At 65.3% G+C, this 15,321-nt stretch carries 13 protein-coding genes; 8 read left to right on the top strand and 5 right to left on the bottom strand.

Going from position 1 to position 15,321, the window contains the following annotated elements; genetic code table 11:
• Positions 1 to 30: 30 nt before the first annotated feature.
• The 3 genes from ptsP to L7H23_RS06680 form a co-directional block, all read right to left on the bottom strand.
• On the bottom strand, positions 31 to 2,334 hold the full coding sequence (ptsP, locus tag L7H23_RS06690; RefSeq protein WP_237838571.1) for a phosphoenolpyruvate--protein phosphotransferase: 2,304 nt from the start codon (positions 2,332 to 2,334) through the stop codon (positions 31 to 33).
• Positions 2,335 to 2,400: 66 nt separating this feature from the next.
• Positions 2,401 to 3,138: a hypothetical protein gene (locus L7H23_RS06685; protein WP_237838570.1), complete on the bottom strand. Its 738-nt coding sequence runs from the start codon at positions 3,136 to 3,138 to the stop codon at positions 2,401 to 2,403.
• Between the two features lie 32 nt (positions 3,139 to 3,170).
• Complete coding sequence (locus L7H23_RS06680) at positions 3,171 to 4,175, bottom strand: nitronate monooxygenase (RefSeq protein ID WP_237838569.1); 1,005 nt, start codon at positions 4,173 to 4,175, stop codon at positions 3,171 to 3,173.
• A gap of 191 nt (positions 4,176 to 4,366) precedes the next feature.
• Here L7H23_RS06680 and L7H23_RS06675 point away from each other — a divergent pair, with 191 nt between their 5' ends.
• On the top strand, positions 4,367 to 4,537 hold the full coding sequence (locus tag L7H23_RS06675; RefSeq protein WP_237838568.1) for a YezD family protein: 171 nt from the start codon (positions 4,367 to 4,369) through the stop codon (positions 4,535 to 4,537).
• Between the two features lie 100 nt (positions 4,538 to 4,637).
• A complete protein-coding gene (locus L7H23_RS06670; RefSeq protein WP_237838567.1) occupies positions 4,638 to 7,166 on the top strand; it encodes a TonB-dependent receptor in 2,529 nt (842 codons plus the stop codon).
• Between the two features lie 69 nt (positions 7,167 to 7,235).
• Here the strand turns inward: L7H23_RS06670 and L7H23_RS06665 are convergent, their stop codons facing one another.
• The gene (locus tag L7H23_RS06665) at positions 7,236 to 7,391 is read right to left on the bottom strand and encodes a hypothetical protein (RefSeq protein WP_237838566.1); all 156 of its coding nucleotides are present in this window, start codon (positions 7,389 to 7,391) and stop codon (positions 7,236 to 7,238) included.
• 356 nt (positions 7,392 to 7,747) lie between these two features.
• Between L7H23_RS06665 and katG the strand changes: the two genes are divergently transcribed.
• Entirely contained in the window at positions 7,748 to 9,937 is a 2,190-nt protein-coding gene (katG, locus tag L7H23_RS06660; protein ID WP_237838565.1) for a catalase/peroxidase HPI, read from the top strand.
• A gap of 111 nt (positions 9,938 to 10,048) precedes the next feature.
• Here the strand turns inward: katG and L7H23_RS06655 are convergent, their stop codons facing one another.
• Positions 10,049 to 11,662: a DHA2 family efflux MFS transporter permease subunit gene (locus tag L7H23_RS06655; RefSeq protein ID WP_237838564.1), complete on the bottom strand. Its 1,614-nt coding sequence runs from the start codon at positions 11,660 to 11,662 to the stop codon at positions 10,049 to 10,051.
• Positions 11,663 to 11,718: 56 nt separating this feature from the next.
• Between L7H23_RS06655 and L7H23_RS06650 the strand changes: the two genes are divergently transcribed.
• From L7H23_RS06650 to L7H23_RS06630, 5 genes are all read left to right on the top strand, one after another.
• A complete protein-coding gene (locus L7H23_RS06650) occupies positions 11,719 to 12,312 on the top strand; it encodes a TetR/AcrR family transcriptional regulator (protein WP_237838563.1) in 594 nt (197 codons plus the stop codon).
• A complete protein-coding gene (locus L7H23_RS06645) occupies positions 12,309 to 12,725 on the top strand; it encodes a PaaI family thioesterase (RefSeq protein WP_237838562.1) in 417 nt (138 codons plus the stop codon). The genes L7H23_RS06650 and L7H23_RS06645 overlap by 4 nt, the downstream gene beginning before the upstream one ends.
• A complete protein-coding gene (locus tag L7H23_RS06640; protein ID WP_237838561.1) occupies positions 12,722 to 13,843 on the top strand; it encodes an HlyD family secretion protein in 1,122 nt (373 codons plus the stop codon). The genes L7H23_RS06645 and L7H23_RS06640 overlap by 4 nt, the downstream gene beginning before the upstream one ends.
• 118 nt (positions 13,844 to 13,961) lie before the next feature.
• Positions 13,962 to 14,543, top strand: a complete 582-nt coding sequence (locus L7H23_RS06635) for a septation protein IspZ (protein ID WP_237838560.1) — start codon at positions 13,962 to 13,964, stop codon at positions 14,541 to 14,543.
• 49 nt (positions 14,544 to 14,592) lie between these two features.
• Positions 14,593 to 15,321 (top strand): hypothetical protein, encoded by a 729-nt coding sequence (locus tag L7H23_RS06630; RefSeq protein ID WP_237838559.1) that lies wholly within the window; start codon positions 14,593 to 14,595, stop codon positions 15,319 to 15,321.

Genomic DNA, 15,321 nt, shown 5'->3' with positions numbered 1-15,321 from the left:
ACATTGAGGGCGAAGCAATTACCCCGAAGGTCAATTCTCGAAATCGCCGAGATCGACCTGATGCGCCTTTGCCCAGTCGAGATATTGCCCGCGCGGATTGGCGGCGGGCTGCGACAGGATCGTCCCGATCTCGCTACGCAGCTTGCCGAGGTCGAGCGAGCGGATCATCGCCTTGACCGGGCCGACGCCCGCAGGTGTGATCGACAGCCGTTCGATCCCGACGCCGAGCAGCGCCATCGCTTCGAGCGGGCGCCCGCCCATCTCGCCGCAGACGCCGAGCGCGACCTTCGATCCCGCGACCGTCTTCACGACGCGCGCGAGGTAGCGCATCACCGTCGGCGACAGCCAGTCGTAGCGCTCGGCGAGCCGCGGATGCGCGCGGTCGGCGGCGAAGAGGAACTGCGTCAGGTCGTTGGTGCCGATCGACAGGAAGTCGAGGTGCGGCAGCATCAGGTCGAGCGTTTCGAGCAGGCCCGGCACTTCGAGCATCGCGCCGTAACGGATCGCGACGGGCAGCTTCTTGTTGTGGCTCGCGAGCCAGGCGCGCTGCTTTACGAACAGCTCGCGCGCAGCCTCATATTCCCAGGGCTCGGACACCATCGGGAACATCACATTGAGGGTCCGTCCCGCTGCGGCTTCCATCAGCGCGCGCGCCTGAACCTTCAGCAGGCCTTCGCGCTCGAGCGCGAGACGCAGCGCACGCCACCCCATCGCCGGATTTTCCTCCAGCGCGGTGTCGGTGTTCATATAGGGCAGCGCCTTGTCGCCGCCGATGTCCACGGTACGGAAGATCACCGGCCGGTCGCCCGCCGCGTCGAGCACGTCGCGATAGAGCCGCTGCTGGCGTTCGCGCGCGGGCAGCGTCGCCGAGACGAGGAACTGGAACTCGGTACGGAACAGTCCGATCCCGCGCGCCCCGGTGAGGTCGAGCGCGGCGATGTCTTCACGCAGTCCCGCGTTGATCATCAGCTCGATCGGCACGCCGTCTTTCGTCACAGCCGGAAGGTCGCGCAGCGCGGCAAGGTTCGCACGGCGCTTCTGCGAGATTTCGAGCTTGGCGTCGAACGCATCCTGCACGGCTTGCGTCGGGCGGACCTGCACCGTTCCGGCACCGGCGTCGAGCAACAGCAGGTCGCCCTCGCGGATCGAGGTGCGCACATCGCTGACGCGGCCGATGACCGGCACCCCCATGGCGCGCGCGACGATGATGACGTGCGCGGTGAGCGATCCTTCTTCCAGCACCACGCCCTTCAGGCGGCGGCGGTCGTACTCGAGCAGCTCGGCGGGGCCGAGGTTGCGCGCGATCAGGATCGAATCCTGGCGGAGGCCGACCTGCGCCGCGGTGCCCATCTGCCCCGATACGATGCGGATCAGCCGGTTCGACAGATCCTCGAGGTCGTGCATGCGGTCTCGCAGCAGCGGATCGTCGATCTGGCGCATCCGCATCCGGGTGCGTTGCTGGACGCGCTCGATCGCCGCCTCGGCAGTGAGGCCGCTGTCGATCGCCTCGTTGATCCGGCGCGACCAACCCTCGTCATAGGCGAACATCTTGTAGGTCTCGATGACCTCTTCATGCTCGCCGCCGACGCCGAATTCGGCCTGGCTCGCCATGCGGTCGATCTGTTCGCGCATCTTGTCGAAGGCGGCGTAGACGCGGTGGCGTTCGGCCTCGATGTCATCGGCGACGGTATGCTCGATCGTGATGCGCGGCTGATGCCAGACCGCGACCCCGGCGCCCATGCCGTCGACGAGCTTCTGCCCGGTCAGCCGCTGTGCCGACTGATCGGCATTGGCGGCGTCGGTGCGTGCTGCCGTGTCGACGAGATCGGCGTTCGCGATCAGTTCGGAGAGGACCATCGCGACCGTCTGCAACGTCTCGATCTCGATCTCTTCGTAGCGGCGCGGATCGGCGTGCTGGACGCAGAGGACGCCGACGGCGCGCTCGCGGCGAATGATCGGGACGCCGGCGAAACTGTGGAACAGCTCCTCGCCCGTCTCGGGGCGATAGGAGAAGTCGGGGTGTGCCGCGGCCTCGTCGAGGTTCAGCGTTTCGATCTGTTCGGCGATCGTGCCGACAAGGCCTTCGCCGAGGCCGAGGCGGGTGACGTGGACGGCCTCCTGCTTCAGTCCGCGGGTCGCGTAGAGTTCGAGAGCGCCCTCGCGCAGCAGATAGATCGAGCAGACCTCGCTATCGAGGCATTCGCCGATGATTCCGACGACCTGGTTGAGCTTGCTTTGCGCATTGGTGCGCGCCGCCATCACCTCGTGGAGCCGGGTCAGGATCGTCCGCGCCGACTGGGCGGCGCTCGAGGGCGGAGGCGGGGCGTTTGTCATGTCGCATCCGTGCTAACAGATGCGGTGCCCCGCCGCCAAGGGCGCGCGCGAAATTTCCTGTCCGGCCTAGCCGTTCGGATTCGACGCCGGCGATGCAGCGGGCGTCGTCGCCCCATAGGTGGCCGCGGGCGCTGCAGGTGCGGTCATGATCGCAGGCGGCGGTGCATATTTCGCATCCCACGAGGCCGCATCGAGCTGATATCTCGCATAGGCCTCATAGAAATCGAGGAAGGGCTGGTCGAGAGCGGCGAGATGGCCCGGCGCTTGAGCGATGACCTGTGCGGCCGGTGTCGAAGAGACGAGCTGTGCGACCTCGTTGGCGCGCGCGCAGAAGGCGCGCTGTGCCGGCGGCTGGGCGAAATAGTTGAAAAGCTGGGTTGAGAGGCGGTCGCGCTCCTTGATCCCGTTCGTCTTGTTCGCCTTGCCAAGGTCGGCGATCACGGTCTTCTCGGTCGACTTGATCGCCTTCGCGTGCGCCTTGATGATATTGTTGTACGCCGACACCAGCGTCGCCTCTTCGGTTCCCCGGCAGCCGATCGCCGCGACGTTCAGCCCGATCTTGAGCTGCCAGAAAGCGCGGTCGCCGGAGATGCCGCTGTTTGCGGTGACGAAATGGCCGTCGATGCCGCGGCCCGGCAGGATCTGGGTCAGCGACGCGTTGCCGGGGGGCAGCGGGCGCGGGGGGATCACGATTGCCACGGGCGGCGGGGCGGGCGGCGGAGGCGGCGGGGCAACCGGTTTGGGCGCACAGGCGGCGACGCTCGCCAGCAAGCCGGCTACGATGATCTTACGCGACACATTCATGATCTTCTCCCCAACCGCGAAACTATGCGGTCTCAACCCCGGGCGTGCAACGCGGCTTCGGCCTGTTGCACCAAAGTTGCGATGATATCGGCAACGCTCTCTTCGGAGGTTACCATGCCGACAGATTGCCCTGCCATTAACGAGCCGCCGTCGACGTCGCCGTCGATGACCGCGCGGCGGAGCGCGCCCGCCCAATAATGCTCGATCTGAAGCTGCGCCTCCATCATGTCGACCGCGCCCTCATCGAGCAGGTTCGCGACTTCGCGCTGCTTCGCGGTGAAGGATTCGGTGCCGTTGTTCTTGAGCGCGCGCACCGGGATGACCGGCAGGCGCGGGTCGATCTGGACGCTGGCGACGGCGTCGCGCGCCGACGCGCGGATGAAGGCCTTTTTGAAGTTCGGATGCGCGATGCTCTCGGTCGCGCAGACGAAGCGCGTGCCGAGCTGGACGCCCGACGCACCCATCTCGAGATAGCCCGCGATCGCCTCGCCGCGGCCGATACCGCCGGCGACGAAGATCGGTACCTCTTCGGCAAGGCTCGGCAGGATTTCCTGGGCGAGGACGCTTGTCGACACGGGACCGATATGGCCGCCGGCTTCCATGCCCTCGATGACGAGCGCATCGACGCCCGAGCGAACGAGTTTCTTGGCAAGCGCCAGCGTCGGCGCGAAGCAGATGACCTTGGCGCCCGACGCCTTGATCGCCTCGAGGCTGCCCTTCGGCGGCAGGCCGCCCGCAAGGACGACATGGCCGATGCCATGCTTCGCGCAGACGTCGATCAGGTCGAACAGCTGCGGATGCATCGTGATCAGGTTGACCCCAAAATTGCGCGTGGCGAGCGCCTTCGTCGCGGCGATTTCGGCATCGAGAAGCTCGGGCGTCATTGCGCCGCAGGCGATCACGCCAAAGCCTCCGGCGTTGCTGATCGCGCTTACCAGATTGCGCTCCGAGACCCAGCTCATCGCGCCGCAGAGAATGGCATAGTCGCTGCCGAGAAGTTCGGTCCCGCGGGCCATCAGATCGTTAATTTTGCTCATTGGCTGCGCCTTTGCCAGCCTTGGCGCGCGGGCGCAATCACTTCGGCGACGAAGCGCATCGGCTGGTCGCGGGGCTGAATCCGTTCGGCGCAGCAACTTCACCTTTGGGCGCAGAAAGCAAATTTAGGGATTGTCTACTAAAACACTTGGGATACGGTTGCGGCCGACTCAGAAGATGGGAAGGGCACAAGATGAGCGCAATCAAAGAACAGCCAAAGGGTGAAGGCGGCGAACCGTCGCGTGCTGTCCAGACCGTGCTCGACGCGCTGGAAAAGCTGAAATTCGGCGCGATCCAGCTCACCGTCCACGAGGGACGGCTGGTGCAGGTCGATGTGACCGAACGGCACCGCTACCCCAACTGAATTTCACAGCTCCCGAAAGGGGATTGTCCCCTTACTGCCGCAGACCGGACCGCCGGATGTGGCAATTTTCGTGCAACTTCAAAGCAACAGGAAAATTGTCATGACCGCGAAATACCCCTCCGCTCGCCGCCGCGTCCCGGCATCGGCGCTTACGCTATCCCTGCTCTTGGCGCTCGGCGCCGCGCCTGCCTTTGCCGAGGAAACGGCAGCCGGCGATGCCGCGGCGACCTCGACCGGCACTGCCGATGCGTCCGATCAGGTCGACGACGATGTCAGCCGGGGCGACGTGATCATCGTTACCGCCCGCCGTCGTCAGGAAACCGCGCAGGAAGTGCCCGTGGCGATCTCGGTGATCCGCGGCGATTCGATCGAGGCGACGGGCAATTTCAACGTCGTGAAGCTGCAGCAGCTCGCCCCGACCTTGCAGGTCTATACGTCGAACCCGCGCAATACTTCGGTCAACATCCGCGGTCTCGGCGTGCCCTTTGGTCTCACCAGCGACGGCTTTGAGCAGGGCGTCGGCATCTATGTCGACGACGTCTATAACTCGCGCGTCGCCGCTGCGACCTTCGACTTCCTCGACGTCGACCAGGTCGAGGTGCTGCGCGGGCCGCAGGGCACGCTCTATGGCAAGAACACCACCGCGGGCGCGATCAACATCACGACGAACCAGCCGACCTTCGATTTCGAGGGCCGCGCCGAAGTGACGGTCGGCAATCTCAATTATCGGCAGGCGAAGGCCGCGGTTTCGGGCCCGCTGTCGGACAAGGTCGCCGCGCGTATCGCGATCGCCACGACCAGCCGCCGCGGCACGTTGTTCAACACCCGGACCGACCGCTGGATCAACGAGCAGGACAATCTGGGCCTGCGCGGCCAGTTGCTGTTCGAGCCCAACGACGATCTCTCGATCACGCTCGCGGGTGACTACAGCCGCCAGAATCCGGAATGCTGCGGCACCGCTTTCGTTCGCGTCGGCACGACGCAGCGCGCTCTCAACCGTCAGTATGACGCGATCATCGCGCGGCTGCAGGCAGCCAACCCGAACTACAATTACATCGTGCCGAGCCGGAACATCTATGATCGCCTGACCGACATCGATGCCAGCCTGAGCGCCGGCAACAAGATCGGCGGCGCGTCGCTGCGTGTGAAATGGGACGTCGGTCCGGGGACTTTCACCTCGATCACCGCATGGCGCTTCTGGGACTGGCAGCCCGAGAACGACCGCGACTTCACCGGCGCATCGGTCGTGGCCAAGTCGCAGAACCCGTCGCAGCAGGATCAGTACAGCCAGGAGTTCCGTTACAATTACGAAGGCGACAAGCTCGATTTCGTCGTCGGCCTGTTCGGCTTCAAGCAACGCATCGACACGCAGGGCACCGAGCAGCAGGGAATCGACGCGACGCGCTACAGCCTCGCGCCGTCGACCGATCCGAACAATGTCTATAACCGTCCCGAAGTGCTGAACGGCCTGACCGCGACCAATACGCAATATCTGAAGTCGGACAGCGCGGCGCTCTATGGCCAGCTCAGCTACAAGCTGACGCCGGAGCTGACGATCCAGCCAGGTATCCGCATCAATTACGACAAGAAGGAAGGCTTTTATCAGCGCGTCGTGACGACGGGCACCGGTCAGCTGATCACGAGCTGCAGCACCGCGGCGCAGCAGGGCAATGCCGTGCTCACTGCGCAGTGTGGGGTCTATCAGCCGCAGCTCACGACGCCGTCGGTCAGCGACTGGAATTTCAGCTATGATCTGAACGTGAACTACAAGCTCGCGCCGGATGTCCTTGCCTATGCGACCTACGCAAAGAGCTTCAAGACGGTCGGCATCAACCAGAACGGCCTGCCGCTCGACACCAACAACCAGCCTGTGCTCAGCGCGAGCACGGTGAAGCCGGAATCGGTCAATCACTTCGAGGTGGGGCTCAAGACCCAGTTCTTCAATCGCCTCGCGACTTTCAACCTCACGGCGTTCCGCACCGAGATCAAGAATTTCCAGGCGACGGTGAACGGCGGTCAGTTCGGCACGGTGCGCGGCTATCTGGCCAATGCGGAGAGGGTCGTTTCGCAGGGCATCGAAGCCGACTTCAAGATCCGCGCCAGCGACCGTTTCACCGCCTATGCCAACGGCGCTTATACCGACGCCAAGTACAAGAAGTTCACCAGCGCGCCGTGCCCGCCCGAACTGTCGGGCGGTACCTTCGTCACCGGCACACAGACACCCAGCGCGCCGGGCGTTCCGGGGCTCAGCCCGCGCCAGTGCGACATTTCGGGCCAGCGCTTGCCCGGCGTGTCGAAGTGGGCCTTCTCGTACGGCGCCGAGACCAACGTGCCGGTCACGCTGTTCGCGAAGGAAGGGCAGGTCTATCTGGGCGTCGACGGCAACTACCGTTCGCACTGGAATTCGAACGCTTCGCCGTCGATCTATACCGATGTGAAGGGCTATGCGCTGACCAACTTCCGCGTTGGCTTCCGCGGCGACGGCATCGATGTGTTCGGATGGGTCCGCAATGCGTTCGACGTCAACTATATCGAACTGCTGCAGGTCGCGCCGGGCAATGTCGGCCTGATCGCCGGCACCCCCGGTGATCCGCGCACTTGGGGCGGGACGATCAAGGTCAGCTTCTGACCCGTTCGCGGCGGACGAAAGAAAAGGGCCGCTCCCGCGAGGGAGCGGCCCTTTCTCATGCAGCCTGTATCAGCGCTGCTGCGGGTTCTTGTTGCGATCCTGATCGGAGCGCTGACCACCCTGCTGGCGGTCGTTGCCGCCCTGCTGTTGCTGCTGGCGGCGTTGCTCTTCGTCGCGATCAGCCTGGGTGTTCTTCTGGTTCTGTTGGTCGGGGGTGTTGGCCACTTTCCATCTCCTTTTGCCGCGCCATGCCATCATGCCGCGACCCTTCAGCAACCCTTGCAGGATCAAGATGTTGCGCCGTCTCGCCGGAGCGTGGCGAAGCCGCGACGGGCGGCTCGTCGCACCTTTCGCTCCCGGTGCCGTTGATCGCTTCGTTCGATGACTGAATTCAGCTTATTCGTTTAGGTCGATGGGAAGGTGCGGCGTAACCTGCCTCCGTCAGAACGAAAGGATGACGCCATCGACTCGACGCTAGCCTGCGCCGACCGTCCCTTGCGGCCCCTCCGCCGCCGCTGCGTCATGCGCCCGTCATCCTGCCGCATCACGATCACAAAACATCCAGAAAGAGGAGAGACTGCATGAACGACCAGACCCCCATCGGCGGCGGCTGCCCGGTGCATCAGCCCGGCGGCGTCCGCGGCCTGCTCGGCAGGACCAACAAGGATTGGTGGCCCGAGATGCTGGCGACCGAAATCCTCAATCCCAACGGGTCGTCGAACCCGCTGGGTGACGATTTCGACTATGCCGCGGCGTTCAAGTCGCTCGATTACCAGGCGCTGAAGGACGACCTGACCGCGCTGATGACCGACAGCCAGCCGTGGTGGCCGGCGGATTATGGCCATTACGGGCCCTTCTTCATCCGCATGGCATGGCACGCCGCGGGCACCTATCGCACCGCCGACGGCCGCGGCGGCGCTAACAGCGGGCAGCAGCGCTTCGCGCCGCTCGACAGCTGGCCCGACAACGGCAACCTCGACAAGGCGCGCCGCCTGTTGTGGCCGATCAAGCAGAAATACGGCAACAAGATCAGCTGGGCCGACCTGTTCATCCTGACCGGCAATGTCGCAATCGAAAGCATGGGCGGGCCGGTTTTCGGCTTCGGCGGCGGCCGCGCCGACGTGTTCGAGCCCGAGCGCGACATCTATTGGGGCAGCGAGGACAAGTGGGTCAACGAAGGCGTGCAGACCCGCATCGATCCCGACAAGGGACTCGACGCGATCGAAGGGCCGCTGGCCGCGATCCAGATGGGCCTGATCTACGTCAATCCGGAAGGCCCGGGCGGCAATCCCGACCCGCTGCTGTCGGCGCGCGACATCAAGGAAACCTTCCACCGCATGGCGATGAACCATGAGGAAACCGTCGCCCTGACCGCGGGCGGCCACACCTTCGGCAAGGCGCATGGCAATGGCGACGCCTCGCTGCTCGGCGCGGCGCCGTCGGGCGGCGATCTGGCGGCGCAGGGCTTCGGCTGGGTCAGCAGCCACGAGAGCGGCGGCATCGGCGAACATGCCGTGACCAGCGGCATCGAAGGGGCGTGGGTCAACACGCCGACGGAATGGTCGGAGAATTATTTCCGCCTGCTGCTCGACTATGAGTATGAGCTGGTCCGCTCGCCGGCGGGTGCGCAGCAGTGGCAGCCGATCAACCAGAAGCCGGAGGATATGGCCCCGGCCGCGTGGGATCCGTCCATCAAGGTTCCGACGATGATGACGACCGCCGACATGGCGCTGAAGGTCGATCCCGAGTTCCGCAAGATCAGCGAGAAGTTCCGCAATGACCATGAGGCGTTCAAGGACGCCTTCGCGCGCGCCTGGTTCAAGCTGTGCCACCGCGATATGGGACCGAAGATCCGCTACCTCGGCCCAGAGGTTCCCGCCGAGGACCTGATCTGGCAGGATCCGGTTCCGGCCGGCACCATTCCGTCGGACGCCGAAGTGGCGGCGGTGAAGGACAAGATCGCCGCGAGCGGACTGACCGTCAGCGAGCTGATCAAGACCGCCTGGGCATCGGCGAGCACCTTCCGCAAGTCCGACTTCCGCGGCGGCGCCAATGGCGCGCGCGTCCGCCTGGCGCCGCAGAAGGACTGGGAGGTCAACGAACCCGCGCTGCTCGCCAAGGTGCTGAACACGCTCGAGGGGGTGCGCGGCACTCTGTCGATCGCCGACACGATCGTGCTGGGCGGCGTCGTCGCGCTCGAAAAGGCGATCAAGGACGCGGGCTTTAACGTCCCCGTCCCGTTCACCGGCGGCCGCGGCGATGCGACCGCGGAACAGACCGACGCCGAAAGCTTCGAGGTGATGGAGCCCGAGGCCGACGCTTTCCGCAACTATGTCGGCAAGAAGAAGCTGGCAGTGAAGGTCGAGGAAATGATGCTCGACCGCGCCTCGCTGCTCGGCCTGTCGCTGCCTGAAATGACGGTGCTGATCGGGGGCTTGCGCGTCCTCGGCGCCAATCATGGCGAGCGCGGGCACGGCCATTTCACCAAGCGGTCGGGTCAGCTCACCAACGACTTCTTCGTCAACCTTTATGACATGACCAATGTCTGGAAGGCCGAAGGCGACGGCGACGATGAATTTATCGCCACCGACCGCAAGGACGGCGGCGAGAAGTGGCGGGCGACACGCGCCGATCTGATCTTCGGCTCGAATGCCGAGCTGCGCGCCGTCGGCGAGGTCTATGCGCAGTCCGACAGCGGCGAGAAGTTCGTGAAGGATTTCGTCAAGGCCTGGACCAAGGTGATGAACGCCGACCGTTTCGACCTCGCCTGATCCGGCGCCCCGGTCCCGCATCATGCCGCGGGACCGGGCGCGGCCAATGGACGACGGGTCGCGACCCGCCCCCGGGGACATGGGCCCGGGGGCGGGTCTTCTTTTTAGGGTTTAATGCGCGTCGGTCGGGGCCGGGCCTCCGATCGGCGGCGGCTTGCAGAACGGGACCATGATCAGCGCCGCCAAGAATATCCACGACATCAGGCGGAAGACGTCGTCGAAGGCGAGCGTCAGCGCTTCGCGTCCGACGATCCGGCCGAGCACGCCGTTCGCCATCTGCGCCGCGAGCGCAGGGTCGGTGACATATTGGCCGATGCCGTGCGTCAGGTTGGCGGCCGCCTCGCGCGCCGCTTCGCCGCCGCGGCCCAAGGCTTCGGATAGACGCAGCGCGTGGAGGCGCATATTGTCGCCGAGCCAGGTGTTGACGAGCGCGATGCCGATCGCGCCGCCGAGGTTGCGCATCAGGTTGAACAGGCCCGAGGCATAGCGCAGCTCGGGCCCCTCGAAATTGCCGAGCGCGAGCCCGACCGACGGGACGATGCAGAGCATGATCGCAAAGCTGCGCACGACCTGCGGCCAGAACAGCGCGGCGAAACCCCATTCGGGGGTCATGAAGCTGAACATCCAAAGGCCGACGGCGAACAGGCCGAGCCCGAAGGTGATGACGATCCGCTGGTCCACCTTCTGCGATAGCGCGGCCGCGATCGGGACGCCCATGAGTTGCGCGATCCCGGCGATAAACACGGTCGTGCCGATCTCCGACGCATTATATCCCTGCACGCGGCCGAGGTAGATCGGGATCAGATAGGTGCTGGCATAGAGGCCGAAACCGATCACCAGATTGAAGACGCAGGCAAAGACGAAGGTCGGCACCCGGAAGGGCGACAGCTTCACGATCGGTCCGTCGGAGCGGAAAGAGCGCTCGAGGAAGAGGCCGAAGGCGACGAACGACACCCACGCGCCGATCGCGATTTCGGGTTCGCTGAACCAGTCGTGCTTCGGCCCCTCCTCGAGCACGAATTCGAGGCCTGCGAGGAACACCGCCATCGAGGCGAGGTGGACCCAGTCGATCCGGCGGAGCATCGGCAAATTGGGCTTGTCGACGCGGACGAGCATCAGGATCAGCAGCGTCACCATCGCGCCGGGCAGAACGTTGATGAAGAAGACCCAGCGCCACCCCAGACTGTCGGTGATCCAGCCGCCGACCGTCGGGCCGAGCGTCGGCGCGAGCACCGATACCATGCCGAGGATCGCGGGGATCATCGCGCGCTGCTTGCCCTGGAAGAGCATATAGCCGGTCGCGAACACCGTCGGGATCATCGCGCCGCCGACGAAGCCCTGGACAGCGCGGAACAGGATCATCGATTCGATGTTCCACGCGAGCCCGCACGCGATGCTCGACAGGGTGAACAGCGCCGCCGATCCCGCGAACAGCCAGCGCGTCGACAGCGCCTGAGCGAGGAAGGCCGAGAAGGGTATCATCACGAGCTCGGCCATCAGATAGGCGGTCTGCACCCAGCTGATCTCGTCGGGCCCGGCGCTGAGTCCCGCCTGCACTTCGTTGAGCGATGCGGCGACGATCTGGATGTCGATCAGCGCCATGAACTGGCCGAACGCCATCACCGCAAAGATCAGATATTTCCGCGCGTTGGGCATCGCCGCCGGGTCGAAGGGCGTGTCGTCTTTTGCGGGGTTTTGCCCGGAGGAGAGCGGGATGGAGGCCATGGGTCTTGTGTCCTGTCGTCTTTATATTATATGTATCATATAAAAGGAGACGACAAGTGCGCTATTCAAGTGCCCACAAGGCGGAGACCCGCGAACGGGTCCTGAAAGAGGCGGCGAAGGAGATTCGCGAGCGTGGTCCGGACAATGTGGCGGTTGCGGGCATCATGGCCCGTGCGGGCCTGACGCACGGCGGCTTCTACGCGCATTTCCCGTCGAAGGATGCGCTGGTGAAGGAAGCGATCGGCACGATGTTCGCCGACGCGCGCCGGCGCTCGGCGACGATCGACGCTGAGGGCGATCCGCGCTCCGTGCTGCGCGCCTATGTCGATTTCTACCTCTCGCCGGCGCATCGCGACGGGCGCGATCGCGGCTGTCCGCTGCCGACGCTGTCGGGCGATTTCGCGCGATCAAAGCCCGAGACGCGCGAGCGCTTCGGTGCGGGGGTGGTCGGGATAGCGAGCCGCCTTGCCGCGCCGCTGGGCCAGCTGGGTTTCGCCAGCCCCGATGCCGAGGCGCATGCGCTGCTCGCACAGCTCGTGGGCGGGGTCGCGCTTGCGCGGGCGGTCGGCGACGCGGAATTGTCCGATGCGCTGCTCGCCGACACGCGCGCCAGCATCGTCGCCCGCTATGGTCTGGAGACGGTGCAATGACGCTTGCGAAGGTGCGCGGGCTGATCGCGAGCGGAGGTCGCCCGCCGATCGGACACACGATGGGCTTTCAGCTCGTCGATGCGGGTGACGGCTGGGCGGCGTTCGAGGGGGTACCGGGCCCCGAGCATTATAATCCGATGGGCACCGTGCATGGCGGCTATGCCGCGACGCTGCTCGATTCGGCGTGCGGGATCGCCGTGGTGACCAAACTCGCCGAGGATCAGGCGATGACCACGCTCGAACTCAAGACATCCTATCTGAAAGCGATGACCGAGAAGACGGGCAAGGTCCGCGCCGAAGGCCATGTCATCTCGATCGGGCGCCGCGTCGCCTATGTCGAGGCGAGGCTGACTGACGAAGCCGGACGCCTCTATGCGACTGCGACCTCGACCTTGCTGGTGCTGAGCCAATGAACGCGCAGACCGCCATCGCCGCCGATGCGTCGGCCGAAGCACCCGTCCGTCGCCGCCTCGCCCTGCCGAGGAAGGCATGGAAGATCGGCCTGATCGCGCTCGCCGTGGCGGCGCTCGGCATCTGGTGGCTGATTGCGCCGAAGAGCGTCGAGTCGACCGACAATGCTTATCTGCAGGCCGATTCGAGCGAGGTCGCGCCGCGCGTCGGCGGACTCGTCACCGCGGTGCTGGTGAAGGACAATCAGGTCGTGAAGGCGGGCGATCCGCTCGTCCGCATCGACGTGCGCGACTATGACTCGCGCGTGATGGCGGCCGAGGCCGCGGTGGCGGACGCCGATGCGCAGGTCGCGACGGCGCGCGCGACGCTCGCATCGCTTGGCGCCGAACAGAAGCTTGCGGCGGCGCATGTGCGTTCGATGAACACCCAGATTGCAGCGGCCGACGCCGAATATGTGCGCGCCGCCGCCGACCGGAAGCGCTACGACGCGCTGCTGGTCGACGGTTTCGTGCCGCGCCGCGATGCCGAGCAGGTTTCGGCCAATGCGGTGAGCGCGGCTTCGGCGGCGCAGCGCTCGCGCGCCGACCTCGGCGCCAGCATCGAGGCGGCCGCGGTGACGCGCGCAAAGGGTCCGGTTCTTGCGGCACAGATCCAGGCGGCCGAGGCAAACGCCGCCAAGGCGCGCGCAGCGCTCGCGCTTGCGAAGCTTGACCGCGGGCATACGCTGATCGTCGCGCCGATCGACGGGGTCGTCGGCAACCGCCGCATTCAGGTCGGCGACTATGTCCAGCCGGGCTCGCGCGTGCTGACGGTCGTGCCGGTGAAGTCGATCTATGTGACCGCCAATTTCAAGGAAACGCAGACGCGCGAGATGCGGCCGGGGCAGAAGGCCGAAGTCTATGTCGACGCGCTCGGCGAGACGCTGAGCGGCACGGTCGAGAGCCTCGCGCCGGGGTCGGGAAGCGAGTTCACGCTGCTGCCCTTCGAGCCCGGGTCGGGCAATTTCACCAAGATCGTCCAGCGCGTCGGCGTACGCATCCGGCTCAATCCGGGGCAGCCGGCGCTCGCGCAGCTCCGGCCCGGCCTGTCCGTGACGGCGAAGGTGCGCCTGCGCGATTGATCGTGACGGCGCGTCGCTTCGGCGCGGCCATGTTAACGATGTAAATTTTATCTTGACCCGGCCTCGCTCCGCCATCAATGTTTACGACAGTAACATTGAGTCGCGAAAGGACGGGCGGATGAAGACGCTGCTTTACGCCATTGGACCAATGATCTTCGACTCGCTGGGCATCATCGTCTTTGCGGTGCTGCTCGCGCTCGGCGCCGACATCGTCGTCGCCACCGTTGCCGGCACCGCGGTGGCCGTTGCCGTCGTCGGTTACGAACTGGCGCGCGGCAAGAAGGTCGCGGCGCTGCAATGGATCAGCCTTGCGTCGGTGCTGCTCACCGCTGCCGCGACGCTCATGACCGGCGATCCGCGCTTCGTGATGGCAAAGCCTACGATCGTCTATCTGATCGTCGGGACGGTGATGCTGCGCCGCGGCTGGCTCGACCGCTATATCCCGCCCGAACAGAAAGCGCTGGTCGGCGACGTCATGGACCGCTTTGGCATGATCTGGGCGGCGCTGATGTTCCTGAGCGCCGCGCTGAACCTGATCGTCGCGGTTTTCTTCACCCAGTGGTGGCCGCTGTTCGTCGGGATATTCCCGCTGTCGTCCAAATTCGGGCTGTTCGCGGTCCACATCGCGGTGGTGCACGTCATCGGCCGGAACCGGCTGCGCCGCCGCGGGGGCGGATTGCAGCCGGCCGTCGCCGAATAGCCGTGTCTCCCGCGCCGGCGCATGATAAGCATGCGGACGGGAGGGGCTTATGAAACAGATGCTTGCGGTGTCGCTTGCGCTCGGGGCTGCCCCCGCGCCGGCGCAGCAGGAAGAGCTGTCTATCGTCGGCCATTATTATGCCTGCACGGCGTCGGTTGCCGTCGGCGATCAGCAACTGCGCGGCGAGCTCGGCGTCGGCGAAGATGGCGCGTATCGCGATTTCAAGGCCGAACTCGGCGAAATGCCGGTCGACAGCAATCCCAAGGTCTATGCCGAGGAAAAATCGACCGAGCGCTGGTCGCATATCGGCAAGGCGTGGTGGAAACTGAGCTGGTGGCAGATGGCATATGACGGGCAGGGGCCGATGGCGTTTCCGGCGTGGCCGGACGCAAAGCTCGTTTTCCGCCTGCGATCCGAACAGGCGATGCCCGAATATACGCTCCTTCATCTCGAACGCGGAACGCAGTTTGATCTGAGCTCGGTCGTCGATGGCTGGAGCAACGAGAAGCAGACGGCTTATTTCTCGTTTCCGCTGAGCAGTCTGATGGCGCATGGGGCCGGCCTGGACCGTATGTCATGGCAGGTACAGCGGCCGCCCTTCCGCAAGGTGCCGTCGCTCAAGCGGCGTTACGGTTTCGGCCAGTTCGATCTGGTTCGCGTCAGGGCGACGGCCGCGCCGTATGAAGAACTGCTCGAAGCCCTGCGCCAGAAAGCGCGCGACGCCGAACGGCAGTGCGAGCGCAAGCCGATCTACGAAGACAATTCGATCGTTATCTGA

The organism is Sphingopyxis sp. BSN-002, assembly GCF_022024275.1.
Lineage (GTDB): Bacteria > Pseudomonadota > Alphaproteobacteria > Sphingomonadales > Sphingomonadaceae > Sphingopyxis.
This window is presented reverse-complemented; position numbering and strand designations above follow the sequence as displayed.